Annotated in this window: 22 protein-coding genes; 13 read left to right on the top strand and 9 right to left on the bottom strand. The window is 63.0% G+C overall.

All coding sequences use genetic code 11. From position 1 onward, the window contains the following. Positions 1-81: 81 nt before the first annotated feature. Positions 82-2181 carry a D-(-)-3-hydroxybutyrate oligomer hydrolase gene (locus tag H281_RS0115650; protein WP_020068073.1) on the bottom strand — a complete coding sequence of 700 codons (2100 nt, stop codon included), beginning with the start codon at positions 2179-2181 and terminating at the stop codon, positions 82-84. A gap of 155 nt (positions 2182-2336) precedes the next feature. Between H281_RS0115650 and H281_RS0115645 the strand changes: the two genes are divergently transcribed. The 6 genes from H281_RS0115645 to H281_RS36870 all read left to right on the top strand — a co-directional run bounded on the left by H281_RS0115645 (position 2337) and on the right by H281_RS36870 (position 8171). Beyond that, positions 2337-3098 (top strand): (2Fe-2S)-binding protein, encoded by a 762-nt coding sequence (locus tag H281_RS0115645; RefSeq protein WP_027804637.1) that lies wholly within the window; start codon positions 2337-2339, stop codon positions 3096-3098. 12 nt (positions 3099-3110) lie between these two features. Next, positions 3111-4112, top strand: a complete 1002-nt coding sequence (locus H281_RS0115640) for an FAD binding domain-containing protein (protein ID WP_020068070.1) — start codon at positions 3111-3113, stop codon at positions 4110-4112. Further along, positions 4109-6331 (top strand): xanthine dehydrogenase family protein molybdopterin-binding subunit, encoded by a 2223-nt coding sequence (locus tag H281_RS0115635; protein ID WP_020068069.1) that lies wholly within the window; start codon positions 4109-4111, stop codon positions 6329-6331. Before H281_RS0115640 ends, H281_RS0115635 begins: the two co-directional genes overlap by 4 nt. A 77-nt stretch (positions 6332-6408) precedes the next feature. Further along, positions 6409-6999: a nucleotidyltransferase family protein gene (locus tag H281_RS0115630; protein WP_020068068.1), complete on the top strand. Its 591-nt coding sequence runs from the start codon at positions 6409-6411 to the stop codon at positions 6997-6999. Between the two features lie 200 nt (positions 7000-7199). Continuing rightward, positions 7200-7904 carry a PIG-L family deacetylase gene (locus tag H281_RS0115625; RefSeq protein WP_020068067.1) on the top strand — a complete coding sequence of 235 codons (705 nt, stop codon included), beginning with the start codon at positions 7200-7202 and terminating at the stop codon, positions 7902-7904. A 114-nt stretch (positions 7905-8018) separates the two neighbouring features. Then, positions 8019-8171, top strand: a complete 153-nt coding sequence (locus tag H281_RS36870; RefSeq protein ID WP_164701897.1) for a hypothetical protein — start codon at positions 8019-8021, stop codon at positions 8169-8171. 16 nt (positions 8172-8187) lie between these two features. Here the strand turns inward: H281_RS36870 and H281_RS0115615 are convergent, their stop codons facing one another. From H281_RS0115615 to aepX, 3 genes are read right to left on the bottom strand one after another with little or no spacing between them, the layout of a single operon-like run. Continuing rightward, a complete protein-coding gene (locus H281_RS0115615) occupies positions 8188-9255 on the bottom strand; it encodes a 2-aminoethylphosphonate aminotransferase (protein ID WP_020068065.1) in 1068 nt (355 codons plus the stop codon). 21 nt (positions 9256-9276) lie between these two features. Continuing rightward, positions 9277-10458, bottom strand: coding sequence for a phosphonopyruvate decarboxylase (aepY, locus tag H281_RS0115610; RefSeq protein WP_020068064.1), 1182 nt, complete (start codon positions 10456-10458; stop codon positions 9277-9279). Continuing rightward, positions 10455-12179, bottom strand: a complete 1725-nt coding sequence (gene aepX / locus H281_RS0115605) for a phosphoenolpyruvate mutase (RefSeq protein ID WP_020068063.1) — start codon at positions 12177-12179, stop codon at positions 10455-10457. The genes aepY and aepX overlap by 4 nt, the downstream gene beginning before the upstream one ends. Positions 12180-12725: 546 nt before the next feature. Between aepX and H281_RS0115600 the strand changes: the two genes are divergently transcribed. From H281_RS0115600 to H281_RS0115590, 3 genes are all read left to right on the top strand, one after another. Continuing rightward, the gene (locus H281_RS0115600; protein WP_027804636.1) at positions 12726-14267 is read left to right on the top strand and encodes a methyl-accepting chemotaxis protein; all 1542 of its coding nucleotides are present in this window, start codon (positions 12726-12728) and stop codon (positions 14265-14267) included. 265 nt (positions 14268-14532) lie between these two features. Continuing rightward, on the top strand, positions 14533-16269 hold the full coding sequence (locus H281_RS0115595; RefSeq protein ID WP_020068061.1) for a peptidoglycan D,D-transpeptidase FtsI family protein: 1737 nt from the start codon (positions 14533-14535) through the stop codon (positions 16267-16269). A 204-nt stretch (positions 16270-16473) separates the two neighbouring features. After that, the gene (locus H281_RS0115590; RefSeq protein ID WP_020068060.1) at positions 16474-16731 is read left to right on the top strand and encodes a DUF2866 domain-containing protein; all 258 of its coding nucleotides are present in this window, start codon (positions 16474-16476) and stop codon (positions 16729-16731) included. Here H281_RS0115590 and H281_RS0115585 read toward each other — a convergent pair. Together H281_RS0115585 and H281_RS0115580 are read right to left on the bottom strand one after the other, a co-directional pair. Beyond that, complete coding sequence (locus tag H281_RS0115585; protein WP_020068059.1) at positions 16713-17345, bottom strand: 2-hydroxychromene-2-carboxylate isomerase; 633 nt, start codon at positions 17343-17345, stop codon at positions 16713-16715. The genes H281_RS0115590 and H281_RS0115585 overlap by 19 nt on opposite strands. 42 nt (positions 17346-17387) lie before the next feature. Continuing rightward, positions 17388-18014: a LysE family translocator gene (locus H281_RS0115580; RefSeq protein WP_020068058.1), complete on the bottom strand. Its 627-nt coding sequence runs from the start codon at positions 18012-18014 to the stop codon at positions 17388-17390. Between the two features lie 170 nt (positions 18015-18184). Here H281_RS0115580 and H281_RS0115575 point away from each other — a divergent pair, with 170 nt between their 5' ends. The 4 genes from H281_RS0115575 to H281_RS0115560 all read left to right on the top strand — a co-directional run bounded on the left by H281_RS0115575 (position 18185) and on the right by H281_RS0115560 (position 21515). Next, positions 18185-18766 (top strand): IMPACT family protein, encoded by a 582-nt coding sequence (locus tag H281_RS0115575; protein WP_027804635.1) that lies wholly within the window; start codon positions 18185-18187, stop codon positions 18764-18766. A 217-nt stretch (positions 18767-18983) separates the two neighbouring features. Next, entirely contained in the window at positions 18984-19523 is a 540-nt protein-coding gene (locus H281_RS0115570) for a hypothetical protein (protein WP_027804634.1), read from the top strand. 217 nt (positions 19524-19740) lie between these two features. Next, positions 19741-20361, top strand: a complete 621-nt coding sequence (locus tag H281_RS0115565) for a LysE family translocator (RefSeq protein WP_020068055.1) — start codon at positions 19741-19743, stop codon at positions 20359-20361. A gap of 176 nt (positions 20362-20537) precedes the next feature. Continuing rightward, positions 20538-21515, top strand: coding sequence for a 2-dehydropantoate 2-reductase (locus H281_RS0115560; protein ID WP_020068054.1), 978 nt, complete (start codon positions 20538-20540; stop codon positions 21513-21515). 170 nt (positions 21516-21685) lie between these two features. Here the strand turns inward: H281_RS0115560 and H281_RS0115555 are convergent, their stop codons facing one another. The 3 genes from H281_RS0115555 to oxlT form a co-directional block, all read right to left on the bottom strand. Further along, positions 21686-23137: an aldehyde dehydrogenase family protein gene (locus H281_RS0115555; RefSeq protein ID WP_020068053.1), complete on the bottom strand. Its 1452-nt coding sequence runs from the start codon at positions 23135-23137 to the stop codon at positions 21686-21688. Positions 23138-23227: 90 nt separating this feature from the next. Continuing rightward, entirely contained in the window at positions 23228-24268 is a 1041-nt protein-coding gene (locus H281_RS0115550) for a LysR family transcriptional regulator (RefSeq protein WP_020068052.1), read from the bottom strand. Between the two features lie 33 nt (positions 24269-24301). Continuing rightward, entirely contained in the window at positions 24302-25648 is a 1347-nt protein-coding gene (gene oxlT, locus H281_RS0115545) for an oxalate/formate MFS antiporter (RefSeq protein ID WP_020068051.1), read from the bottom strand. Positions 25649-25991: the final 343 nt, after the last annotated feature.

Here is a 25991-nt window from a genome sequence, read left to right as displayed (position 1 = left end):
ACCCGGCCTGGTATTCAAACTAGCGGCCACACGCGCGATCAGACACCGCGCGCGTGGTCCGCTATCGACACACAGCCGCCATCAGTTCGGCACGTTCACCACCCCGTTCGACACCGTGATGGCATTGCCGCCAGGGTTGGCCGCAATCGCCGGCAAGTTGGCGACGTTCAATACGGGCGCAGCGCCCGGTGAGCCGCCGCGCGGCACCGTATGAACCACTTGAGACGGCGGCAGCGGCGTGCCGCTCTTCAGATGGCTCCACATCAGATTGAGCGCCTGAATGTTGTAGTAATGCAGCGGCACGAAGCGGTTGTCGAAGCCCGCCACGCCGAGGAACGCGTCGAAGTGCTGGCCGTTCGTGATTTCATAGAACGAGAGCTTGCTCGCGCCGCCTTCGAGCAGCTGGTTCGTTGCGACATAGGGCCGCGACGCATGATTGATCGGCACCAGCGCATCGGCCCGGCCTTGCACGATGATGGTGGGCTTGCCATGCAGGTTCGCATTCACCTTGATCGCTTCAACGCTCGTTGTCAGCGTGCCGTTGGTCCACAGCGTACGCAGGCAGGCTGCGCCCGCATAACTTGCGTCGACGGTTGCGAGCCGGTGGTCGAATGCGCCCGCCGTGCCCGCGTTATAGACGAGGTTGATACCGTTGGTGGGCGGCACACCGTTGCCATTGCCGAACACAGTGAGCATGGGCGACACAGCCGGCGTCACGCCCGCCGCGCCCGTCGAACTCGTCGTGCCGAAGCTGAAGTTGCACAGGTTCGCGCTCACGCTCGCTCTCGCATAAGCGTTCGCGTAAGTCACGGCGACGGCGGGCACCGCCTGCGAATCCCACATCGGCGCATGGAGCACGTCGGAGTCGGTCTCGTAGCCGTTCTGATGCAACAGCGCGAGCGCATTGGTTGCCTGGGTGACGGTGTCCGCCCCCGTGATCACACCGTTGGCCGCGAGCGCCGCGCATCGCGCGGTGCGAATCGCGGTGGTCGTGGCAAGCGGCAGCGCCGTCAGATACGGCGCGCCGACTGCGGCAGGCGCGAGCGCTGCGCAAGGCTCAAGCAGATTCGCGAGCGTCATGTAATCCGCAAGCGGCTTGCCGAATGCGCCGACGGGCACACCGCCCTGGGTCACCGACACTTGCGAAGGCACTCGCACGTTGATCTGCGGCTCGCCGACTACCACTGCGGTGATGAGGCCGGAGGTATCCTGCTCGGCGGCTGCGAGCGACGCGCCGCCGCCGTTGCTCACCGATGCCGCGATCGTCGTGATGCTGCCCGGGTTATAGCGTACCGTGCGCGTCGAGCCGTTCAACGTTCCATACGAATCGTTGAGTGCCCAATACGCGAACTTGATCGCCTGCAACGTGTTCTTGCCCCAGTCCTGCTCCGGGTTCTGCTGCGAGTGCGCGTGCTTGAACGCGTACCGGTTAGGGAACTGGCTGTTGTAGGTGGCGGCATCCGTGTTGCCCAGGTTGGCCGTGAAGAGACTCGCGTTGCCTGCGGCATTCGCGTCCTGCAACGTGCCGTCGATCAGCGTCACGCGATTCGTCGACAGTTCGTGCGCGCCGTTGCCCGAGCCTTTGTCTGTGTAGGCGACCGCGCAGCCGTGCTTGAGACCCCACTCGCCGGCCGCGGAGATCGCGCCATACACGCCGCGAGAACCCGATGACGTTGCCGTGACGATGCACGGTTGATCCGCATTGAAGCTCGCCGGAATTTGCACGAGCACGCTGACATTCTGCTTACCGCTGCCGTCGTCTGCGAAAGCGAGGTATTCCTTGCCTGCTATCTTTCCTTCGCCCAACGTGTCGTTGCCGTTCACATCGATATTGGGACCCCAGAAGCGCCCATAGCCGCCATTGCTACTCATGTCGACGAGCGCGCGATAGTTCGACCAGATCGCGAGTCGGCGCAGCTCCGCCGCTGTCGGTTGCGCGGCGTTTGCAATCGCGGGAACACTGGCTGAAGCGAGGCCAGTTTTACCGAGTCCGGCCGTGAGCAGGTCGTCACTATTGCCGTCATATGACTGTGTCCTGACGGTGCCCGCGATGAAGCTGGGCAGGACGTTGGCTTGCGGCTGGGGCGTGCTGTCGTCGTGGTCGCCGTGGCAGGCGCTCAGACCGAGAGCGACAACGATTGCAAGGGGAAGCGCGTGCCCGACTCCAATGGGTGATCTCATATGTGCTGTCTCCGTTATTTTCACAATACCGTTTTGTGTCAGCGTTGTTCACGCAACTGCGCCGGATTTGTTACCCTCGGTTGTTGGACGCGAAGCTTCGGATACCGACGCATCGTCAGCCTGCATTGACCTTTCAGCGGAGTCAATAGAACGTTATGGCAACAGATAACGAATGTCATGATCCGGGTGACGAAGCCGCCGCCTTGCACCAACCTTCTCGTCGCCGTTTTCTACAATCGGCTGCAGCAGCCGCGACTGTCGGTGCGGCACCGCACCTTCGCGCACAAGCGCAAACATCTGTACCGCCACCCGCGCAGGCTCCTGCTCCCGTGCCGCCACGCCCCGTCGAATTGAACGTCAACGGCCGTGCGTATACGTTGCAACTCGAGCCGCGCGTGACCTTGCTCGATGCATTGCGCGAGTACGCGGGTCTCATGGGCACCAAGAAAGGCTGTGACCGCGGACAATGCGGCGCTTGTACGGTGATCGCCAACGGACGCCGCATCAATTCATGTCTAACGCTCGCCGTCATGCATGAAGGCGAGACCATCACCACGGTCGAAGGGCTCGCGAGCAATGGTGCATTGAGCCCGCTGCAACGCGCGTTCATCGAACACGATGCGTTTCAGTGCGGCTACTGCACGCCCGGGCAGCTATGCTCGGCGACCGCTCTGCTCCAGGAGTTTCGTAACGGCACGGCGAGTGTTGTGACCGCCGATGTGCGCCAACGTCCCGCCAAACTTTCCGACGAAGAGATTCGCGAACGCATGAGCGGCAACATTTGCCGCTGCGGTGCCTATTCAAATATCGTTGCCGCGATACGCGCGGCGCATGAAGGCAGTGGTCAGAATGCGGGCACGGCTGGCGCCGACCATCGTGACCATCGCGATAACCACGATAACCGCGACAACGCGTAACGGAGCGACGGCATGGATGCGATTACCTACGAACGCGCCGCCGATGTCGCCGGCGCAGTGCGCGCCGTGCAGCAACCGGGCGCGGTATTCATCGGCGGCGGCACGAATCTGCTTGATCTGATGAAGGGGGGTGTCGAGCGGCCGGTGCGGCTTATCGACATCACGCATATCGGCGGACTCGACGGCGTGACGACGCTGCCCGACGGCGGCATTCGCATCGGCGCACTCGTGCGCAATAGCGACGCCGCGAACCACGCGTTGGTGCGCGAACAGTATCCGTTGTTATCGCAAGCATTCTTGTCGGGCGCGTCGTCGCAATTGCGCAATATGGCGACGGTCGGCGGGAATCTGCTGCAACGTACCCGCTGCGCATGCTTCTACGACACCGCTTTTTCCCAGTGCAACAAGCGCGTATTGGGCAGCGGCTGCGCGGCGCTCGAAGGGCATAACCGCATGCACGCGATTCTCGGCGCGAGTCCGCAGTGCGTCGCGGTCAACCCGTCAGACATGAGCGTGGCGCTCGCCGCGCTCGATGCGGTGGTCCGCGTGAACGGCCCGGCCGGGGAGCGAAGCATTCCGTTCGCCGAATTTCATCGGCTTCCGGGCGACAGACCCGATGTCGACACCACGTTGCGGCCCGGCGAGCTGATCACCGCGGTGGATTTGCCTCCACCGCTTTTCAGCGCACATTCGCACTACCTGAAAGTGCGTGACCGCGCCAGTTACGCATTCGCACTGGTCTCGGTGGCCGCTGCCTTGCAGATGGACGGCGAGCGCGTGCAGACCGCGCGCATTGCATTGGGCGGCGTCGCGCACAAACCGTGGCGCGCGAGTGCAGCGGAACAGATGCTGAACGGACAGCCGCTGACACAAGCCGCGCTCACCAACGCCGCTGCCGCTGCATTGCGCGATGCCCGGCCGCTCGCCGACAACCGCTTCAAGGTGCAGCTCGCGCAACGCGCGATCGTGCGTGCAGTGAATCAGGCCGCCGGCCGCGCAGGAGGTGTCGCATGACGCTGATCGGTCAACCGTTCGACCGCATCGACGGTCTTCTCAAAGTAACCGGCAAAGCACGCTATGCCGCGGAATTTCCGGAAGCGCGTCTCGCCCATGCGGTGCTCGTGACGAGCACGATTGCACGCGGCACGATTGCGTCGATCGATGCAAGCCGCGCGCAGGCCGTGCCCGGCGTGCTGCTCGTCATGACGCATCAGAACGCGCCGCGTCTGCCGAACGGCGGCAAGGCGCAACTGGCCCCGCCTGCGGGGCGTCGACTGTCGCTCCTGCAGGACAACCAGGTGCATTACAACAACGAGCCGGTGGCCGTAGTCGTCGCCGATACGCTCGAACATGCGACCGATGCCGCGCGCCGGTTGCGCATCACGTATCAGAGCACGCCGGCCACGCTCGACTTCGCACAGGCGAAGGCAAATGCACATGCGCCGGACAAGCCGCAAGGGCGTCAAACGGATACGCAGCGTGGCAGCTTCGAAGACGGCATGCAGAACAGCGCGGTGCATATCGACGCAACCTACACGACGCCCATCGAGCATCACAATCCAATGGAGCCGCACGCGACCATGGCGCGTTGGGACGGCCCGCAGCTTACGCTCTACGATTCGACCCAAGGCGTGAGCGGCGAAGCGCAGGCGGTGGCCCGAACGCTCGGCATTTCACCTGGCGACATACGCGTGATCTCGCCGTTCGTCGGCGGCGGATTTGGCTGCAAGGGCTCGTCCTGGTCGCATGTGTCGTTGTGCGCAATGGCCGCGAAACAGACCGGGCGTCCGGTGCGGCTCGTGCTCGAGCGGCCGCAAATGTTCGGTCCGGTCGGCGCACGTCCGCGCACCGAACAGCGCCTCGTGCTGGCCGCGCGGCGCGACGGCACGCTGAGCGCCATGCGTCACGACAGCATTTCGAACACGTCCATGATCGAAGACTGGACCGAGACGTGCTGCATGGTCACGCGTATGTTGTATGCGGTGCCGAACCAGGTGACCACGCACCGGCTCGTGCCGCTCAACGTCGGCACGCCGACCTTCATGCGCGCGCCGGGCGAGACGACCGGCTCGTTTGCGCTGGAATCCGCAATGGACGAACTGGCGGTCGCGCTCAAAATGGACCCGCTAGCGCTGCGCCTGAAGAACTATGCGGAAGCCGATCCGCAGGAAAACAAGCCCTGGTCGGGCAAGTCGTTGCGTGAGTGCTATCAGATCGGCGCGGAAAAATTCGGCTGGTCGCGGCGCAGCCCCGCACCGCGCTCCATGCGTGACGGTAATACGCTGATTGGCATGGGCATGGCGACCGCCACCTACCCGGCCAATCGCAGCGAAGCGAGCGCCATCGCGCGGATCTTGCCCGACGGCACTGCGATGGTGGCCTCGGGCACGCAGGACATCGGCACTGGAACGTACACGGTGATGACCCAGGTCGCCGCGGACGCGCTTGGCTTCGCGCCGGAAAACATCCACTTTGCGCTCGGCGATTCGTCGCTGCCAAAGGCGCCGGTGTCGGGCGGCTCGCAATCGGCGGCGAGCGTTTCGCCGGCCGTGCGCGACGCCGCGACCGAGGCGCGCGCGCGGCTCATCGCGCTGGCATTGGCGGACCCTGCGTCGCCCGTGCACGGCATGGCGCTCGACGACATCACCGTGGAGAACGGCTGGGTAACGAGCCGCTCGCAACCGTCGAAGCGCGATCCGGCGGCAGCGATCGTTGCGCGCTCCGGCGGCAAACCGATCGAAGCGACGTCCACCGTCAAGCCGGGCGGCGAGAAGCAGAAGTACTCGTTTCACTCGTTCGGCGCGGTGTTCGTCGAAGTGCATGTGGACGCGGACCTCGGCACGATTCGCGTGCCGCGCGTGGTCGGCGTGTACGACGTGGGTCGCGTGCTCAACGAGAAAACCGCGCGCAGCCAGATGCTCGGCGGCATTGTATGGGGCGTGGGTGCAGCGTTGCAGGAGGAAACCTCGCTGGATACGCGCTATGGGCGTTTCACGAACGCAAATCTCGCCGAGTACCACGTGCCAGTGAATGCAGACATCGGCGCGCTGGATATCACGTTCCTCGACCGGCCCGACCCGTACATCAATTCCCTTGGCGTGCGGGGCATCGGCGAAATCGGCATTACGGGCGTGTGCGCCGCGCTTGCCAACGCGGTGTACCACGCAACCGGTGTGCGCGTGCGCGATCTTCCGATAACGCTCGACAAGGTGATGACGACGACGCAGGTCTGAGCGCGCTGCGCGGGCCGCTTGCCTCGCGGTGCGTTGCGCCGCACAATCGGTGGCATCTTACTCAACGGTGCCCATCCATGGCTTACGCGTCGCTCGCCACTGGCATATTGCTCGCGGCCGGGATCGGCTCCCGCTTCGATCCGCACGGTCTGCAAAACAAGCTGCTTGCGCGGCTGCCCGACGGCACGCCGGTCGCGCAGGAAGCGGCGCACCGGCTACTGAGGGTCGTGCCGCACGTGCTGGCCGTGGTGCGGCCGGGCGCTGAAGCGCTTGCGCGGCTTTTGAACGATGTGGGCTGCGACGTGGCGTTCGCGCCCGGAGCCGAACGCGGCATGGGCGCAAGCCTCGCTGCAGGTATTCAGGCGAGCGAGGACGCCGAGGGCTGGATCGTCGCGCTCGCGGACATGCCGCGCATCGAGATCACCACGATCGAAGCGGTGGCTCGCGCGCTCGACGGCGGCGCGCCGATCGTGGCGCCGTTTTACGACGGGCAGCGCGGCCATCCCGTAGGGTTCGGCGTGGACTACCGCGACGCGCTGCTGCGCCTCGACGGCGACAGCGGCGCGCGCTCGTTGCTCGGCTCCGATCGCGTCATGAGGCTAGATGTCGACGACGCCGGAATCTTGCGCGATATAGACACGCCCGACGATTTGCGGGCTCTGCGTTGACCGCCCGCTGAAAGCGAAAGGGTCTCAGGCATGAGGCTTGCGCGGAACATGATTAATGCTCGATGCAATCGGAACCGTTCGTAGACTGCGAATCAGCCGCGCAACTCGCTCCAATTCCGCCTAAGCTGATGTGACGCCGCGATTGTCACGCAACGCTACGCCGCTCACGCGGCGCACGTTCCGAACCCACCCGACTTCCCATGAGCGAAACCAGTCCGCGCCTTTTCATCGTGTCACCTCATTTCGACGACGCCGTCTTCAGTTGCGGCGCATTGCTCGCCGCGCATCCCGACGCTGCGGTTTGTACGGTCTTCGCCGCGCCGCCCGAGCATACGATGCGTACCGAATGGGACGAAAAGTCGGGCTTCAGCGACGCACATGAGGCGATACACGAGCGCACGCTCGAAGACAATCGCGCGCTTGAATTGCTCGATGCAATTCCGCTGCGAATGCCGTTTCGCGACAGTCAGTATTCCGACTCGCCGTCGATCAGCAAAATGGCAGCGGCGTTAGAGGAAACCATTTACCGAACCACGGCGAACACGTTGCTGATGCCGCTCGGCCTGTTTCACGACGACCATGTGCGCGTATTCGAAGCATGCTGCGAGATCCTGCCGCGCCTGTCGCATCTCGAATGGTTCGGCTACGAAGAAGCCATTCACCGGCGCACGCCGGGTGTCGTGCAGGCACGGCTTGCCGATCTCGCGCAGCGCGGCATCGTGGCGACGCCGGCCAATCCGAGCGCCGGACACACGATCGACGCACAGCGCCGCGGACAGATCAAGCGCGAAGCGGTCAATGCGTATCAGAGCCAGTTGCGCGCGTTCGGCGCCGGCAACTATGAGGATGTTTTTGCCGCCGAGCGCTATTGGCACCTCACCGTCGGCCGTCGCGTGAAGAAGTAACAGGACGATCAGCGCAGCAACTCTGGCGGTCAAGCCTGACAGGAAGCGTCTACGCTTGAAGAGAACGCCGGACGCAATCCCGCTATCGCAGAGTTCTCAACCACAGGTGATGCCATGAGCTACGACATGCATACAAGCCCGATCCCCGACCCTAACGCCGATCCGACCCGCGATCCGGAAGGCGATCCGTTGACGCCGCCATCGCCCGGTCATCACACCGAAGAGCCGCAGCGCCCCGAAGGGCCGCCGGACAAAGACCCTGTGTGAGCCTGCTGCGCAGCGCTCAGCGCGTCAGTTCGGTAAAGCCCTGCAACAGCCGGTCGATGTCGGCGGCGTGGATATTGCCCATCGTCGAAATACGGAACAGCTCGGCTGACAGCCCGCCCTGTCCCGCATAGATGACGAATCCGCGCGCCTTCAGCGCATCGTGCAATTGCGGATACGTGACGCCGTTCGGCAGCCGGTATGCACGCAACACCACCGACGATTCCGCCGGCGCCAGCACGCTGCCGATGCCGCGCTCGGCCAGTCCCGCGCGCGCCTGTTCCGCGAGCGCTGCGTAACGCGCATGACGGGCGCGCCAGCCGCCTTCGTCGGCGATCTCGCGCAGTGCTTCGACGAGCGCGTAGTACGCATGAACCGACGGCGTGAACGGCGTGTTGCGCTGATCCTGCAAGCGCGCGAGCCGCCCGAGGTCGAGGTAGTACGTGCGGCTCGCCGCCTGCGCGAGCGCGGCGCGGCGCACCAGCACGAACGAGGCACCCGGCACGCCGTGCAAACATTTGTTGGCCGTCGCGGCGACCGCGTCGAGGCTCGCGTCGGCGAAATCGATCGCTTCGGCGCCGAAGCTGCTCACGCCGTCCACCAGCAACCGCAAGCCGCGAGCACGGCACAGCGTGCCCAACGCCGCAAGGTCGTTCAGACGCCCCGTCGTCGTCTCGTGATGAATCACGGCAACATGTGTGAACGCTTTGTCCGCGTCGAGACGTTCGGCGATTTTCGCGAGGTCGGGCGCCTGCATCCAGTCGTGCTTGAGCGACTCGTGCGCGATGCCGTACTGCGCGGCGATCTGCGAAATGCGCTCACCATACACGCCGTTTTCCACCACCAGCAGCTTGCCGTTTTGCGGCACCAGCGCGGCCGTCATGCTTTCGACAGCGGCCGTGCCGGAGCCTGTCATCAGCACCGCTTGCCATTCGCTCGCGTCGAGACCGTACAGGTCGACGAGACGCGTGCGCGCCTCTTCCTGCAAGTCGAAAAATTCGCTTTCGCGATGACACAGGTCCGTCTGCAACAGGCTGTTGCGAACACGTTCGGTGAGCGTCACCGGACCGGGATTGAGCAGCAGCATGGGCGCTCCTTTACTTTGACTTCACACGGCGCCGATGTGGCGCATCAGGCGCGTTTTCACATCGGGCGGAGTGATGGCGGGACGCGGCAAGCCGTCAGGCGTGCCGCGGCGAATCACGAGGCGCGCAAAGCGCGGGCCGTCGAGAGGGGCCGATTCGAACAACTGGTCGAGCACGGCCGGATCGTCGCTTTCGACCGCCGACGCATACCCGCACGCCGCCGCGACACCTGCGAACGAGACTTGCGACGACACCGTCGCCTGTCCCCCGGTCGAGTCGTGCGTGCCGTTGTCGAGCAGCACGTGCGTGAGATTGGACGGCCCGTATGCGCCGAGCGTTGCGAAGGCGCCCATGCGCATCAGCGCGGCGCCGTCGCCGTCGAGCGCGACGACATGCAGGTCCGGCCGCGCGAGTGCCAGACCCAGCGCGAACGGCGTTACGCAGCCCATCGAGCCGACCATGTACAACTGATTCGGACGATCGTCGATTGCGTAAAGCTCGCGCCCGCAAAAACCCGTCGACGCCAGCACCACCGTCGACTCGATCGGCGTATGCGCGATCACCTTCTTCAGCGCGTCATGGCGCGACGCGAGTTCGCTCGCGGCCACGTTGGCGAACTGCGAACGCGCCGTCGCCGGCACGCGACGCTCGCTGGAGGCGCCGGCCTTCAACTCGTACGGCGCGACGCTGCCCTTTTGCATGACGAGCGCGTACGGGCGGCCCGTTTCGTCCATGTGGGCGATGGCGCGATCCAGCGCCGGGCCGATTGCGTCGGCTTCCGTGGGGAAGGTCTCCCAGGGAATTTCCATCGTGTCGAGCATCGCGGGCGTGACGGGACCCATTAACGCGTGCTGCGGTTCATCGGCGACGCCGGGCTGGCCGCGCCACGTGACGATCAGCAATTGCGGCAAACGGAAGGTCCACGTGAGCGACGTCAGCGGGCTCACCGCGTTGCCGAGCCCGGAGTTCTGCATCATCGTGATGCCGCGGCGGCGTGTGCCTCCACCACGCTCATCGCGCGCGCCGAGCGCGACACCCGCGATCAGCGCGACAGCGTCGCCTTCATTCGCCGCCGACACGTAATGCAGCGACTCGTCCTGCAACACGTAGTTGATGAACGGTGTCAGATACGAGCACGGCACGCCCGCGTACCAGTCGAAACCGCGATCGCGCGCCGCCTCGACGAACTGTGCCGCCTCGATCATTGCGCGGCTCCGTTCGCGGAATCCGTTGCCTGCGTGCCGACCGACGCCGCGAGCGGCGTCTGGCCATGCGCGAAGTCGCCGGCGCGGCGGAAGTCTTCGAGATCGTTCACACCGCGCCAGTGGCCGTGCACGTATTGCACCTCGATCGATTCACCGGCCTCGATCAGCGCGTTCAGCAAAGCGGGCATGTCGAGCGACGCGAAATCGGCACGCGCCTGCAACTGCTGCATGACCGCCCGAAGACGCTCGCAGCCTTCGCCACGCACGTTCAGAAGACCGACCCAACGGCCATGCGGCGTTTGCGCGGCAATCTCCGACGACGCCTGCTGCCCGCTCGAAACGTGACGCAACAGCACCTTGTTGCCGAAGAGACCGCGGTCGTCGGCCGACGAGCACCATGCGAAGTCGCGTACGCTCGCGTTTTCCGCATCGGTCAACGACGAATCCACCACGACGCTGAACGCCGCCTCGCTCTCCACCAGATCGCGCAGGATATAGCTGCGGAACAGCAGATCGCCGTACGAAATCAGCGTGTCGCCCGCGAGCTTGTCGAGTGCGCACGCAAGCGATGCGAGTTCGCCGGTTTCCGCATGCTTGTCATTGACCACGAGCTTGATACCGGCCGTGTCGATTGCATCGGCGCGATAACCGCCTACCACGGTGATGTCGTTGACGCCCTGCTTCTTGAACGCGTCGACCAGCCAGCGCAACAGCGGCTTACCGGCGATCGGCAACATGACCTTCGGACGGTCCTGAGTGACCGCTTCGAGGCCCTTGCCGCGGCTCGCCGCAAGCACGACAGCTGCGCTCGCCGCGCGGCCGCTCGACAGATAGCGGTCTTCCGCTTCCGAGTATTCGTCGGCGTCCTGCAAGCGGAAAATTTCGTTGACGCCGGCAATGCGGTCTTCGACATTGACGAGCGTTTCGCTCGTATGGATTTCTCGTGCAACCGCCTGCATGGCCGAGGTCGCCGCGCGAATCAGATGGTTCGCCCAGATCACCGTGCTGATGCCGGCTTCGCGGAACACTTCGGTCGGCGTGCTGTAGTACTTGGTCGGCACGATGACGAGCGGCCCACGGCCCGCCCACTCACGCGCGAACTCGAGAATTTCGTCGGGACGCGAGAGCTTGCTGTGAATCAGAATCGCGTCGGCGCCGGCGCGACGATAAGCTTCCGCGCGGCGCAGCGCTTCGTCCATGCCCCAGCCTGCGATCAGCGCTTCCACGCGCGCCACGATCGAAAAATTTTCGTCCGACTGCGAGTCCTTACCGGCTTTGATCTTGCCGCAGAATTCGTCCATATCGGCGAGCGGCTGCGCTTCGCCGTTAATGAAGCTATTCGTTTTCGGGAACTGCTTGTCTTCGATACACACGCCGGCAATGCCGCGTTGTTCCAGCTTGCGCACGAGGCGGCGCACGTTGTTGAAGTTGCCGTAGCCGGTATCGCCGTCGAGCAGAATGGGCAGATCGCTTGCGTCGGCCATGAATTCGAGGTTGTCGACTACCTGCGTCCAGCTTGCTTCGTTGTTGTCGCGCACACCGAATTGCGCGGAAATCGCGAGGCCCGAGCCCCAGATCGCCTTGAAACCTGCTTCGCGCACGATGCGGGCGGACAGGCCGTTATGGGCCTCCATCATGAATTCGAGTTCGTTGCTGACAAGCATCTGACGCAGACGTGCGCTGCGTGAAGCGGAGACGAAGGCGGGTTCGCGGGCATTCATTTTCGGTACTCCTTGTGGCGGGCTTATTGGCGCTCTTTTTGCCCGGCTGGCGACTGGAAAATGGCGACTATAGCGGAATTTTCATTTATTGGTCATTTAGACGGCTCTGCTTTTTCGGCCTTGCTGTTAAGTGGAAAAATGTGTCGATTTTTGCAGAGATCCACAGCCACGTGGCCTTTGGAGTTAATTGGCGTTTTGTGGAAACTTGACAGGACACCCTGTCCCCACGCGCTGGCAGCCGAATCGGCGTGCTCCAGCGACGCAAATTGCAACAAGCGTATTCCAATGAAAATCGTGTTAATCGCGAAATACAGTTGAATAACGCTTCACGATTAATTGATTACCGCGTTCAAACTTCATTGCATTTTTAATAAACAGGCGACTCGTCGCCTTACAAAGCCGCAGAGGTCATTTAGTCAGACAAAACCCCTGCTAAAACAGCGGGTTTCCCCTGCCTCAGGAGACTCCTTGCGACTGCCGTAAACACAGTCAGCGAAAAGCAAACAGCCAACCGATCGACCCTTTGTGAAAGCACGACCCATTGCTATGACTTTGAACAAAAAACTGGCCTCAATGATCGCCGTCCTCTGGTTCGGCCTGATCCTGATCGGCGGCTTCGGTGCATGGCAAAACCGTGCGTCGATGATTGCCGACCGGCGCGATCAGCTCACGTCGCTGATCGATCAGGCGAACCACGTGGTGAGCCGTTATTACACGCTGGCGCAGCAGCACGTCATCACCGAGGACGAGGCGAAGAAGCAGGCGCTCGCAACGATCGAGGCGATGCGCTACGGCAAGGACGGCTACATCTCGGTGAACGATTCCCAGCCGGTCATGCTGATGCATCCGTTCAAGAAAGAGATGGTCGGCAAGAACCTGGCGCAATTCACCGATCCAGCGGGCAACCATCTGTTCGTGGATATCGTCAACGCAGGCAATCGCGAAGGCGGCGGCTTTGTCGACTATCTGTGGGCTAAGCCCGGCAGCGACAAGCCCGTGGCCAAGACGAGCTATGCGATGCACTTCCAGCCGTGGGACTGGTATGTCGTCACCGGCATGTATATGGACGACGTGCAGCGCGCGTTTTATTCAAGTCTCCTGCGCTGGCTCGCCATCACCGTCGCACTCGGCGCTGTTGCTACGGCCATCATGCTGCTCGTGTTGCGCAGCATCCGCCGCTCGCTCGGCGGCGATCTGGAAGTGGCCGTCGAACATGCGCAGTTGATGGCGCGCGGCAACCTTGCGACGCGCGTGCCGGTCAAGGACAACGACGCGGGCAGCCTGCTGCATGCGTTGCAGACCATGCAGGCGGGTCTCGTCGACACCGTTTCGCGCGTTCGTACCGGCACCGAAAACATCAACATCGGCGCGAGCGAAATTGCCGCGGGTAATACCGATCTGTCGCAGCGCACTGAGGAGCAGGCGGCCGCGCTGGTGCAGACGGCGTCGAGCATGGATCAGATGACGGTCAATGTGAAGCAGAACGCCGACAGCGCGCTGCAAGCGGCACAACTCGCGGGTCAGGCCGCGGACGTCGCCACGCGCGGCAGCCGCGTCGTCGACGACGTGGTCCGTACGATGGGCGAGATCACGACGAGCTCGCGGCAGATCGGCGACATCATTGGGGTGATCGACGGCATCGCGTTCCAGACTAACATTCTCGCGCTGAACGCCGCAGTCGAGGCGGCCCGCGCGGGCGAACAGGGACGTGGCTTCGCGGTGGTCGCCGCCGAAGTGCGCAGCCTCGCGCAACGCTCGGCCACGGCCGCCAAGGAGATCAAGGCGCTGATCGAAACGTCGACGACTACCGTGGAAGCAGGCGCATCGCTCGTGTCCAACGCGGGTTCGACGATGGGCGAGATCGTGCAATCGGTGCGTCGCGTGAACGAGATCCTCGAGGAAATCAGCAACGCGTCGCGCGAGCAGAGCGCGGGGATCGAGCAGGTGAATCGCGCGGTCGGGGAAATGGATCAGGTCACGCAGCAGAACGCTGCGCTCGTGGAACAGGCCGCGGCCGCCGCGCATTCGCTGAAAGACCAGGTGGGCGTTCTGCGCGAAGCGATTTCCAGCTTTGCGCTGCCGGCCTGACGCTAACTAGCGTGACAAGCGCGTAACAAGCGCATAACAAGCGCGAGAGAACGCAACGGGAAACAACGGAAGCAACGGACAACTAGACAACGCGACTGACAGAAGCACTTGAATACGAGCCGCACGGATTTTCGGATCCGCGCGGCTTTTTTTCGCCCGTCGCGCGAGTTGACTTGCAGTAATCTCTCATACAGATTACGTTCTCATTACAATGAGCAGCACCGCCTTTGAGCGATGCAAGTCAATCCGCTGTTTATCCGCCTCTATGATCCAGAAGAAAAAGTCTCAACCACGCGACCCGTACGCTCCAGTCGCAAAGAACCAGTTGCTCGTTGCGCGTCTTCCAATGTGGCGCTCGAAGTTCATCGTCGTGCTGGTGTTCGGCGCGTTTGCCGCGCTCGCCGGCCGCGCGCTCTGGGTTCAGGTGGTGAATCGCGACTTCTACATCGATCAAGGGCAAAAGCGCTACCAACGCACGATCGAACTGGATGCAACGCGCGGCCGCATTGTCGACCGCAACGGCTCCATGCTCGCCGTCAGTCTGGCGACTTACGAGATCTGGGCGTCCCCGAAACTACTCGACGAAGCCGCGTTGCCGCCGCTTTCGAAACTGCTCGATCTGCCGCTCGCGGAACTGCGTCGTCGTCTGAGCGGCGACAAGACGTTCGTGCTGCTGAAGCGCCAGGTCGACGCCGATACCGCCGGTCATCTTTCCAAGCTCGGACTCGCGGGCATCACGCAGATTGCGGATTCCAAGCGCTTTTATCCGGAGGGCGAGTCGGCGGCGCACGTGGTCGGCTTTACGGACATCGAGGACAACGGTCAGGAAGGCGTCGAGCTGGCGGCCAACGAACAACTGCTGGGCGTGCCCGGCCATCGCGAAGTCATCCGCGACCGGCTCGGCCGCGTCGTGTCAGAGACGCGCCCGCTCGTACCCGCGCAGAACGGCGAGACGATCCATCTGACCATCGACCGGCGCATTCAGCAACTCGCATACGGACAGTTGAAGGACGCGATTGCGAAACATCGCGCGGAAGCAGGCAGCGTAGTCGTGCTCGACGCGCGCAACGGCGAGATCCTCGCGCTCGCCAATTATCCGAGCTTCGATCCGAACGACCGCGCGCGTCTGACCGGGCGGCAATTGCGCAATCGCGCGGTGGTCGACACGTTCGAGCCGGGTTCGACGATCAAGCCAGTGGTCGTCGCGCTTTCCATCGACGAAGGCAAAGTGCGGCCGCAAAGCGTGATCGACACGGCGCCGGGTTGGTACAAGATCGGCCCCGCCGTGATCCACGACACGTCGAATCACGGCGCGATGACCGTTGCGGAAGCAGTGCAGAAGTCGAGCAATATTGCGCTCGCCAAGCTCGCGCTCAATTTGCCGGCCGAGAAAATCTGGACGAAGTACCAGGAATACGGGCTCGGCTTGCGGCCCGATCTGACGTTCCCAGGCGTGGCATCGGGCAAGGTGCGCCCGTACAAACGCTGGCGCCCGATCGAGCAGGCAACCATGGCATACGGCTACGGACTTTCCGCTTCGCTATTGCAGATCGCGCAGATCTACACCGCCTATGCCGGCGACGGAACGATGCACCGCGTGCGGTTGCTACGCGAGGGCACCGAGGCGGGCGGCAATAGTGCAGGCGCTTCTGATGAAACGCGCCACGCGGTTACCACGCCAGGCACCGCACGCGCGATCCGCTCGATGCTGGAAATGGCCACGGGCGACGGCGGCACGGGGCGCGCCGCGACAGTGGAAGGCTACCGCGTGGGCGGCAAGACCGGGACTGCGCGCAAGCAGGTCGGCGCGACGTACGCGAAGAATCGCTACCGTGCACTCTTCGTCGGGATGGCGCCCATGAGCGACCCGAGACTGATCGTCGCCGTGATGATCGACGACCCGGCCGGCAAGGCGTTTTATGGCGGCACTGTCGCCGGCCCGGTGTTCAGCGCCGTAACGGGCGGCGCGTTGCAACTGCTCGGCGTGCCGCCGGATGCGTGACACTACGCGTGGCGCTCGACCCGACCGCTACGCGTATGCGTGCGGATTTGCGCGATCTTAAGTCTCGCTTAATTCTTTGCTGCAACCATGTGACTCAACATCCCCTGTTGAGCCGCCAGATCACCGGCGGCGTTTTTTTCAGCGATGTTTGCCGACGCGCCAAGTGACAGGTTGCATGCCTGCGAAAAAGAAAGAGGTCACACCATGGTTGAGAACAAGGTATTCGAGCATCTGCGCGCCATGCCTGACAACGAATGGGTCCGGCAGATTCACTCATGCAAGGTCTCTGACCCGCTGCAACCGCCTTGGGGACGTTCGTACCGGCTCGTCGAATGGACCATGAAGCACACGCCCGAAGCAAGTCGCCGCGTGGTGCCCGCCGAAAGTACACCGCTTGAAATTGCGCAGGCCGTCGTATCGCATGTGCCTGGCAGGCGCTTCTGTCAGCGCGGCGACGAATAGCAGAAGTCCAACGCGTCTTCCAGCCGGTCGTTGCCCCAGAACATTTCGTCGCCGACAAAGAAAGTAGGCGCGCCGAAAATGCCTTTCGACGCGGCAGCTTCGGTCTGTTCACGCAGACGCAGCTTGTTCGCGTCGCTCTGCGCTTCGGCGACGATCTGTTGTGCGGGCAAACCGAGTTTCGCGAGCGCTTCGCTCACTACTTCGATCGAACCGATATCGCGGTCATGCACGAAGTTCTGCTGCATGATCTCGCGACAGTAAGCGGCAATCCATTCGCGCTCTGCACCGAGCAGCGCTACACGCAGCGCGAGTAACGCTGCGCGCGGAAAAACGCTTGGACGCGTCAACGCAATGCCGTATTTGCGGCACTGCCGTTCCATGTCCTTCCACACGTAGGCGCCCTTCTCCTTTTGCAGAACGAACGGAGAATTGTCGAAACCGAGCGCGCGAAAGATCGGCCCGAGCAGAAACGGCCGCCAATCGACGCTCACGCCTCGCGCCGCGGCCTCAGCCTCGATGCGCATGACGCTCAGGTAGCTATAGTTGCTGCCGAAGTCGAACCAGAACTCGATCCGGCGCGCCGGCGTGGCTGCGGAAGCGGCGATGTGGTCCATCTCTATTCTCGTGCAATGCAGGACTGTTGAACGGGAAAGCGCTCAGCGCGTTTGCGTCGCCACGCGCACTCCAAGCGAAATAAACAGCACACCGATGATCTTGTTCTGCCACCGGCGCAGCCACGTCAGGCGCTTGATAAGCCTGCCGAGCGGGCGAATCGTCAAGACGATCAGCGTGGTGTAAAGCGCGCTCATGCCGACGAAAATCAGGCCCAACGTCGTGAACTGCAAAAACGTGGAGCCGTGTGCGGGATGAACGAATTGCGGAAGAAACGCGAGAAAGAAAAGCGCGGTCTTAGGATTCAGCACCTCGGCGGGAATGGCCTGAAAGAACGCTTTCGATGCGGACACGGGCGCACTCGCGGGCACATTCGCGTTGGTCTGCTTTTCACGCAATGCCCGAATGCCCAGATAAACCAGATATGCGGCGCCGATCCATTTGACCGCGTTGAACGCGAGTGCCGACGTCATCAGCAAGGCAGAGAGGCCAATCGCCGCGCCCAGCGTGTGAATGAAGTCGCCCACTGCAATGCCAAGGCCGGTAAAGATGCCGGCCTTGCGTCCTCCGTGCACCGTGCGTGTTAAAACCAGCAGCACGGCGGGCCCGGGAATCAGAAAGAGGCCGAATACAACGGCAATGAAAGTGCCTAACGCGGATAGCTCGAGCATGTCGTCTCCAGATTGTTTGCGTCGGTCCGATGCAAGCGGACAGTTCGAACAGTGTACTTGCGACGCACGTAGCGCGCTTGCCGGCGCCGCAAACTGGCTATCATTCGAGTCTCGGGCTTCAACGCGCTCGCGAGTTGTGTCGATTATCGCTATTGACTGGGATTCCCAAGGTGACTTACACGCTGTCCACGCGGCACATCCACGAACTCGAGATTCGCAAGAGCCGGTTCATTGCGTACGCCGTGCCGGTCGAGGATCGCGACGCCGCGATGGACGAATTGCGCCGTCTGCGCGACGAGCATCCCACCGCAACGCACGTGTGCTGGGCGCTGCTGGCAGGCGGTCAGTCCGGCATGTCCGACGACGGCGAGCCGTCCGGTACCGCGGGCCGGCCAATTCTCGAAGTGCTGCGGCATCACGATCTGGACGGCGTGCTGGGTGCGGTAGTCCGCTATTATGGCGGCGTCAAACTCGGCGCGGGCGGCCTCGTGCGTGCATATACGGACGCGATCGCTTCGGCGCTGCTGGACGCGCCGCGAATCGAACGGATCGCACAGGGATCGCTGACCGTCGAAGTCGGTTACGCCGACGAAGCGAAACTGCGGCGATGGATCGAAGCTCAAGGCTACGCGCTCGCCGATACCGCGCACGCAATGCTCGTGAAGATGACCATCCGCTTGCCGGTCAACGCGGTCGAAGACGCACGGCGCACGCTAGTCGATATGACACAGGGCAAAGCCGGCTTCTTCTAATGGCAACGCCCCGGCGCTTTTTATTTCGAAGATGGCGCGCTGGTGCCCGCTGTTACCATGCTGTTCTTCAACGGCATGTATCACCACTTAAAGGGCCACTCTTCTGATCTCGACCGCCGCTTGTTCCAGCACAGCGCCCGAATCGGCGCGGCATGGTTCGCTTTCGCGTCATCCGGCGCGCCCGGCAGCGGGCACGCCGGCGACTTTGGGAAATATCGTGCTCAAGGGCTGCGGCGTGATCGCGCTGCCCCTGATGCTGTCCGCCTGCTCGTGGTCATGGTTCGGGCTGAATAGCCCGCCCCGCGCGGCGGCCCACTCCACGGGCTGGCTCAGCGTCGCGCCCGCCCGCGATTTCGCCTACATGCCGGCTATTGAAGGACGCATGTCGCCGAATCGCATCGAAAACACGGCGATGACCGCCCTGGTGCTGAAAAACGATATCAACCAGACGGTGCGCGAGAGCGTCGCGAATCGTCTCAAGGTTGCTGGCTTCCATCTCAACGATGGCAGGAAAGTGCTGAGCGGCAACATCGAAAAATTCACTGTCGACGACGTCCGTTCGCCCGCGCTGTGGACACTGAAGATGCGCTACGTGGTGACGGATTCCGCCACGCAAAAGGTCGTGTTCTCGACCACCAAGACCGTCAAACGAAAATCGCCGAAATTCACTAGCAGTTCCATTGCGATCGAAGACACGGTGAGGCTTAGCGTCGACGCATTGGTGGGCGATAGCGGGTTCATCAATGCAGTGAACTGAGAACTGAGGGGCCTGCAAGAGCTTTCCGCCAGAGGCGTCTTCCAACGACACCTGCAAACGCCCGTCAGCGCAGACGCGAGCAGAAGCGCCACCGGTTTCGCTACAATCGGAAGCAGCGCAGCGCGTTTTCACGTTGCGCGTTTGCGTGTTCGCGCGCTTGCGCATTTGCGGGTTTTCACCTGGCCCGCGCCCGCGCGTTCATTCCCTGCGAGGCTCCATGTCCACCACCGCCTGGCTGTTCTTCCTCCCCGCCTGTTTCGCGATCAATCTCGCGCCGGGGCCGAACAATCTGCTCTCGATCAACGTGGCCGCGCGGCATGGCTTCATGACCGCGTTTCTCGGCGGTACCGGGCGGCTGGTCGCGTTTGCGACCATGATTGCGCTCGCCGCCACCGGTCTCGCGGTCGTGCTGCACGCTTCGGAGTGGTTCTTTCTCGCTATCAAACTCGCAGGCGCCGCTTACCTGATCTGGCTCGCCATTCAACTATGGCGCAGCGACGCGCCTGCGGTGGACACTACGCAAGAGCAGCCCGCATCGCTCGCGAGGATCGCACGCCAGGAATTTCTCGTGGCGGCGGGCAATCCCAAGGCGATACTCGTCTTTACCGCGTTTCTACCGCAATTCGTCGACATCGGGAAACCGATGCTTCCGCAATTCGCCGCGCTCGGCATGAGCTTTCTCGTGCTGGAATGCGTGGCTATCGCGCTGTACTCGTGGGCGGGGATGCATCTGGGCAAGTGGCTTGTGCGCCCTCGCGTCAGGCGCTGGTTCAATCGCTGCTGCGGCGCATTCCTCGCTGCCATCGGACTGAGTTTCCTGCTCGTCCGCCGTGCCTGACCTTGGTGGAGCGCGAGCAGAAGCGCGCCGTCCATAAGCAATGCCTAATGCTTGCGCCGAGAAAGTTTAACTATCTGTATTGACCGCACGCCCCTATGCTCATTAAGTGACCCGCCGCCGTGCTCGGCGAGAGGCGGCATGGGCAAGCGACTTCTCATAGTCACAGGAGCGGCATCATGAAGATCTGCATCTTCGGAGCGGGAGCGATAGGCGGCTTGATGGGCGTGCAGTTGGCACGCGCCGGCGCCGACGTCAGTTTCATCGCGCGCGGCGCGCATCTCGCGGCAATGCGCGAGCACGGCGCGCGTCTGATTATCGACGGCGAGACGGTCAGCGCGCCGGTTCGCTGCACGTCCGACCCGAGCGAGCTCGGCGTGCAGGACTTCGTGATCATCACGTTGAAAGCGCACTCGTTGCCTGGCGTGGTCGACGCGATGCAGCCGCTGCTCGGCAAACACACTGCCGTCGTGACCGGTGTCAACGGCATTCCGTATTGGTACTTCTATCAGCACGGCGGCAAGTTCGCCGGCACGCGGCTCGCGAGCGTCGATCCGGACGGCAGTCAGTGGACGAAGCTCGGCCCCGAACGGGCGATCGGATGTGTGCTCTATCCGGCCGCGGAAATCGTGGAACCGGGCCTCATCAAGCATGTTTACGGCAAGAAGTTTCCAATCGGCGAGCCGAGCGGTGAGCGCACGCCGCGCATCCAGCAGTTGCACGAGATCATGCAGGCAGCGGGTTTCGAGGCGCCGATCCGCGACAACATCCGCGACGAAATCTGGCTGAAGCTGTGGGGCAATCTGTGCTTCAACCCGATCAGCGCGTTGACGCATGCAACACTCGACGTGCTAACGAGCGACCCGGGCACGCGTGCAGTGTCGCGCACCATGATGCTCGAGGCAAAGCGCATTGCCGATCAGTTCGGCGTGCACTTTCGGGTCGACGTCGAAAAGCGCATTGACGGCGCGGGCGCGGTCGGTGCACATAAAACGTCGACGCTCGTGGATCTGGAGAACCGGCGGCCCATGGAAATCGATCCGCTTCTGACCGTGGTGCAGGAAATGGGACGCCTCGTCAACGAGCCGACGCCTACCATCGACGTCGTGCTTGCGCTCGTCAAACTGCGCGAACGCATGGCATTGCAGGGCGCTTGATCCGATAGGGTCTGTCTGCGCTTCTCGCGCTTCTCGCGCTTCTCGCGCTTCTCGCGCTTCTCGCGCTTCTCGCGCTTCTCGCGCTTCTCACCTTCATCGCGGTACGTTGAAAAAGGATCGGACGCCGCAAGGCGTCCGATCCTTTTGATTCGCGCAGCAAAATACAGCTGCTATTGATCGATGGCCAGCCAGACCGCTTTCGGCTCGGTGAAGTTTTCAATCGCCACATCGCCGTGCTCGCGGCCGAAGCCCGAATCGCCGGAACCGCCCCAAGGCAGGCGCACATCGGTATAGCCGTAGGTGTTGATCCAGACGGTCCCTGCTCTCAGGTCGCGTGCCACGCGATGCACGCGGCCAATGTCCGCGCTCCACACACCCGCTGCGAGGCTGTACAACGTGCCGTTGGCGATACGTATAGCGTCCGCTTCGTCGTTGAAACGAATCACGCTCGCCACGGGCCCGAAAATCTCCTCCTGCGAAATGCGCATTTCGTGCTCGACGTTGGCAAACACCGTCGGCTCCACGAAGAAGCCGCGCTCGCCGATGCGGCCGCCGCCTGTCACGAGCGACGCGCCTTCGGAGCGCCCGGCATCGACATAGCCGAGCACGGTCTTCATTTGCGCGGCGGAGATAAGCGGACCCATCGACGTTTCGCGCGACGACGGATCGCCGACCTTGATCGACTTTGCGCGCGCGGCGAGGCGCTCCACCACTTCGTCGTAGACATCGCGATGCGCGAGAATGCGCGAGCCCGCCGAGCACACTTGCCCCGTGTTGAAGAAGATGCCCGACGCCGCGGCACGCACTGCGTTGTCGAGATTCGCATCGGGGAAAATCAGATTGGCCGACTTGCCGCCGAGTTCGAGCGTCACGCGTTTGAAGTTGCCCGCCGCGCCCTGCAGAATGCCGCGCCCCACCGACGGCGATCCGGTGAACGTCACCTTGTCCACGCCTGGATGCGCGACGAGCGCGTCGCCGACCACACGTCCCTTGCCCGTGACGATATTCAGCACTCCGGGCGGCACGCCTGCTTCGAGCGCGAGTTCGCCGATGCGCAACGCGCTAAGCGGCGTGATCTCCGCGGGCTTCACGATCAGCGTGCAACCGCACGCGAGCGCCGGCGCGATTTTCCACATGCCGATCATCAGCGGGAAGTTCCACGGCACGATCGCAGCGACCACGCCGACCGGTTCACGCAACGTATAGGTCAAAGCGTCCGGGCGAACGGGCACCACCTGGCCGTTGATCTTGTCGCACCAGCCTGCGTAGTACTCGAGCGTATCGATCGCGGCCGGAACGTCCTGGCGCATGACGGCGGCAATCGGCTTGCCCGCGTCGAGACTTTCGAGCGCGGCCAGTTCGTCGAGATTGGCGCGCATCAGACCGGCAAGGCGGGACAGAATGCGGCCGCGCTCTGCCGCCTTGATTCCGTTCCACACCTTCAATGCGGCGCGCGCTGCGCGCACTGCCGTGTCGACGTCGGCGGCGCTGCCTTGTGCAACGTGCGCGATCGGCTCCTCGGTAGCCGGATTGATATTGACGGAATATTCGCCCGTGCCCGGCGGCAACCGCTTGCCGTCGATCAACAGGTCATGGCGCCTGAGGCCGGTATCAGTGTCCATCATGAAGCTCCTTGCATTGAAATGTTGCTTGGGCTGATTGCTGCTAGCCGGCCTCGGGGCGAAGGCCGGTTTCGGCAAGTCGATCGAGCGCTACGGCTCGTGAAGCGCCGCGCCGCTGCGCGCGGCCGCAGGCCGGGAAGGGTCGCGAGGTGTCGCGTGCGGGGATGCGGCCGACGTCGTGTGTGCGGTCGGGCTGGATATCTCGTCCGGACCGTCGTCCGGACTTCCGTTCGTAAAGGGCGCTACGCCATGCGCCGCGAACTCCGCCCATGCGGCCGCGGCATTCGGCCTTAGTGAGCGATTGCGGCGATGCACGAGTAGCGTCGTCAATGCGATTTCAGGAACGAGCGGCCGGCTCACCAGCGACTCGCCGACTGCGGGCCAACGCGCGTCGACGGGCAGAACGCCGACGCCCAGCCCAAGTTCCACCATGCGCAACACCGCCGCCACATGTCCGAATTCCTGCACCGGGCGACGCTTCAGTCCGTTCGCGTTGAAGGCCGGATCGAGCGCCGCACGCACGCCCGCGTCCGCGTTCAATGTGACGAGAGCCCAGTCATGCAGCGCCGCCCACGCGACGCTGGCGTGGCGGGCCAGCGGATGCGTCGACGGCATCACCGCGTGCAGCGGCGTCGTGAACATGACCTGCGCGTGCAACTGGTCGTTGGCAAGCGGCGCGGCCAGCGAGACCACGCCGAAATCGACTTCGCCGTGCTCGACGCTCGCAAGTACGCCGCTTTGGGGCTGATCCTCGACGGTGACCGTCAGTTCCGGATAGGCGGTCGCACAACGCGCGAGCCCCTGTGCGACCCATCCCGACGACAACACCGGATTGCTCGCCACTGCGACGACGCCGCGGTGCCCTTCGTAAGCGGCCCGCTCTTCGCGCAACGTCAGATCGATTTCATCGAGCAGGCGGCCAATCCTTCGTTCGAGACTGGCGCCCGCGTGCGTCAGTTGAACCTGGCGCGTCGTGCGATCGAACAGTTTGAGTTCGACCGCATCTTCGAGCTCACGCACACACCGGCTCACCGCCGACTGTGTCAGATCGAACTCGCGCGCCGCGCGCGTGAAGCTCCGTTCACGCGCGACGGCGACAAACACCTTGAGTTGCTGCAACGAAACATTCATGAGGTCATGGCCGGCCGCGAACGGCTCGGCAGCCTATTCGCCGGTTTGCTCGGGCCAGTGGCTCAGCCGCGAGGCTTTGCCGTTACCCGCGACGGCGAGCACGCCCGGCTGGGGCTCGTCCTGCGAGTGGATCCAGCGCGAGCGCATCGGCGCCAGAATGAATTTCGCGGACACGCCGGCGGCAATCGTAATCACAGCCGAAACAGTGAACACGAGGCTCCATCCACCCGTTGCCGACAACACCGACGCGACCGGCACCAGCAGCGAAGCCGTGCCCTTCGCCGTGTAAAGCGTGCCGGCATTCGCCGCCGCGTACTTGCTGCCGAACGTGTCCGCGCAGATTGCCGGGAAGATCGAGAAAATTTCGCCCCAGAAGAGGAAGATCAGCGCGGCAAACGTCATGAACGCATACGGGTTCGTGCCGTACTCCATCATGCCGAGCAACGCGAGCCCTTCGCCGATAAAGATCGCGAACATCGTGTTTTCACGGCCGATCTTGTCGGAGATGAAACCGCACAGCGGACGCGTGAAGCCGTTGCAGATATTGTCGATGGAAAGCGTGGCTGTCAGCAGCGGCAGCGTGACGCCGAAGATCGTCATGGGAATGCGCGCAAGACCCCAGTCTTTTGCGATCGGGCCAATCTGCGCGGTTGCCATCAGGCCGCCGGCCGCCACCGCCACGAACGAAACGTAGATCACCCAGAACACTGGCGTCTTGATCATCTGGCCGGGCGTGAGGTCCACCTTCGACACCGCGAATTTCTTCTTTGCGGGCACATGCTTGCGCAACACAGGCTTCACCAGCAGCATGGCGAGCAGCAGAATCGCGACGCCCTGCAAGATACCGAAGAAGAAGAACGTGTGCTCGTAGCCGGAGCGGGTGATCATGTTCGCAATCGGAATCACCGTCACTGCTGCGCCCGCGCCGAAGCCGGCCGCGGTCAGGCCCGCAGCAAGGCCGCGGCGGTCGGGAAACCATTTCAACGCATTGCCCACGCAGGTGCCGTACACGCCGCCCGCACCAATCCCGGCGATAACCGCGGAGACGTAAAGCATCGGCAAGGTCGTCGCGTACGAATTCATGACCCATGCAATGCCCGCGCACACCGCGCCGCCCGCCACCACTGGCCGTGGACCGAACTTGTCGACGAGCCAGCCTTCCAGTGGAACGAGCCAGGTTTCCGTAAGGATGAAGATCGCGAACGCCATCTGAATCGAGGCCTGGCCCCAGTGATGCCGCGCGTCCATCGGCGCGACGAACAGCGTCCACGCGTACTGCAGGTTCGCCACCAACGCCATGCACACCATGCCGATGACGAGCTGCCACCAACGGTTCGCCCAGAATACGCGGGCCGTGGTCTGTTGAGTGATATCGTCCATGTGCCTTGTCTCCGCAATTATTTAGTGCAGCCGGCCAATGCGCCGTGCTGTATGTGTCCCGCCTTATCGTTATGACCCGAAAAGCCTTGCAATTCGGGAATTTTTAATCTCTGCGTCTTTAAATCGCTTCCTTTTAATTAGCGAATTAATCATCGCCTTTTGGGAAGTTCTTAATTCCGACCAATCCTTTCTGCTGCTTTCCGCCGATCCCCTATCGGTCCCGCCACGCCTGAATCCAAGCGTTAACCCGAGTGTGAGGCTGGCAGCTTTGTTTTTCTTTACAAACTCATGCTAGGGTCATTGCTGAATTACTAATAATTAAAGTTTGTTATTATGTTGATTC

This window comes from Paraburkholderia caledonica (genome assembly GCF_000383275.1).
GTDB classification, from domain to species: Bacteria; Pseudomonadota; Gammaproteobacteria; order Burkholderiales; family Burkholderiaceae; genus Paraburkholderia; species Paraburkholderia caledonica.
Note: the sequence above shows the minus strand (reverse complement) of the source record. Positions and strands in the feature narration are given on the sequence as shown.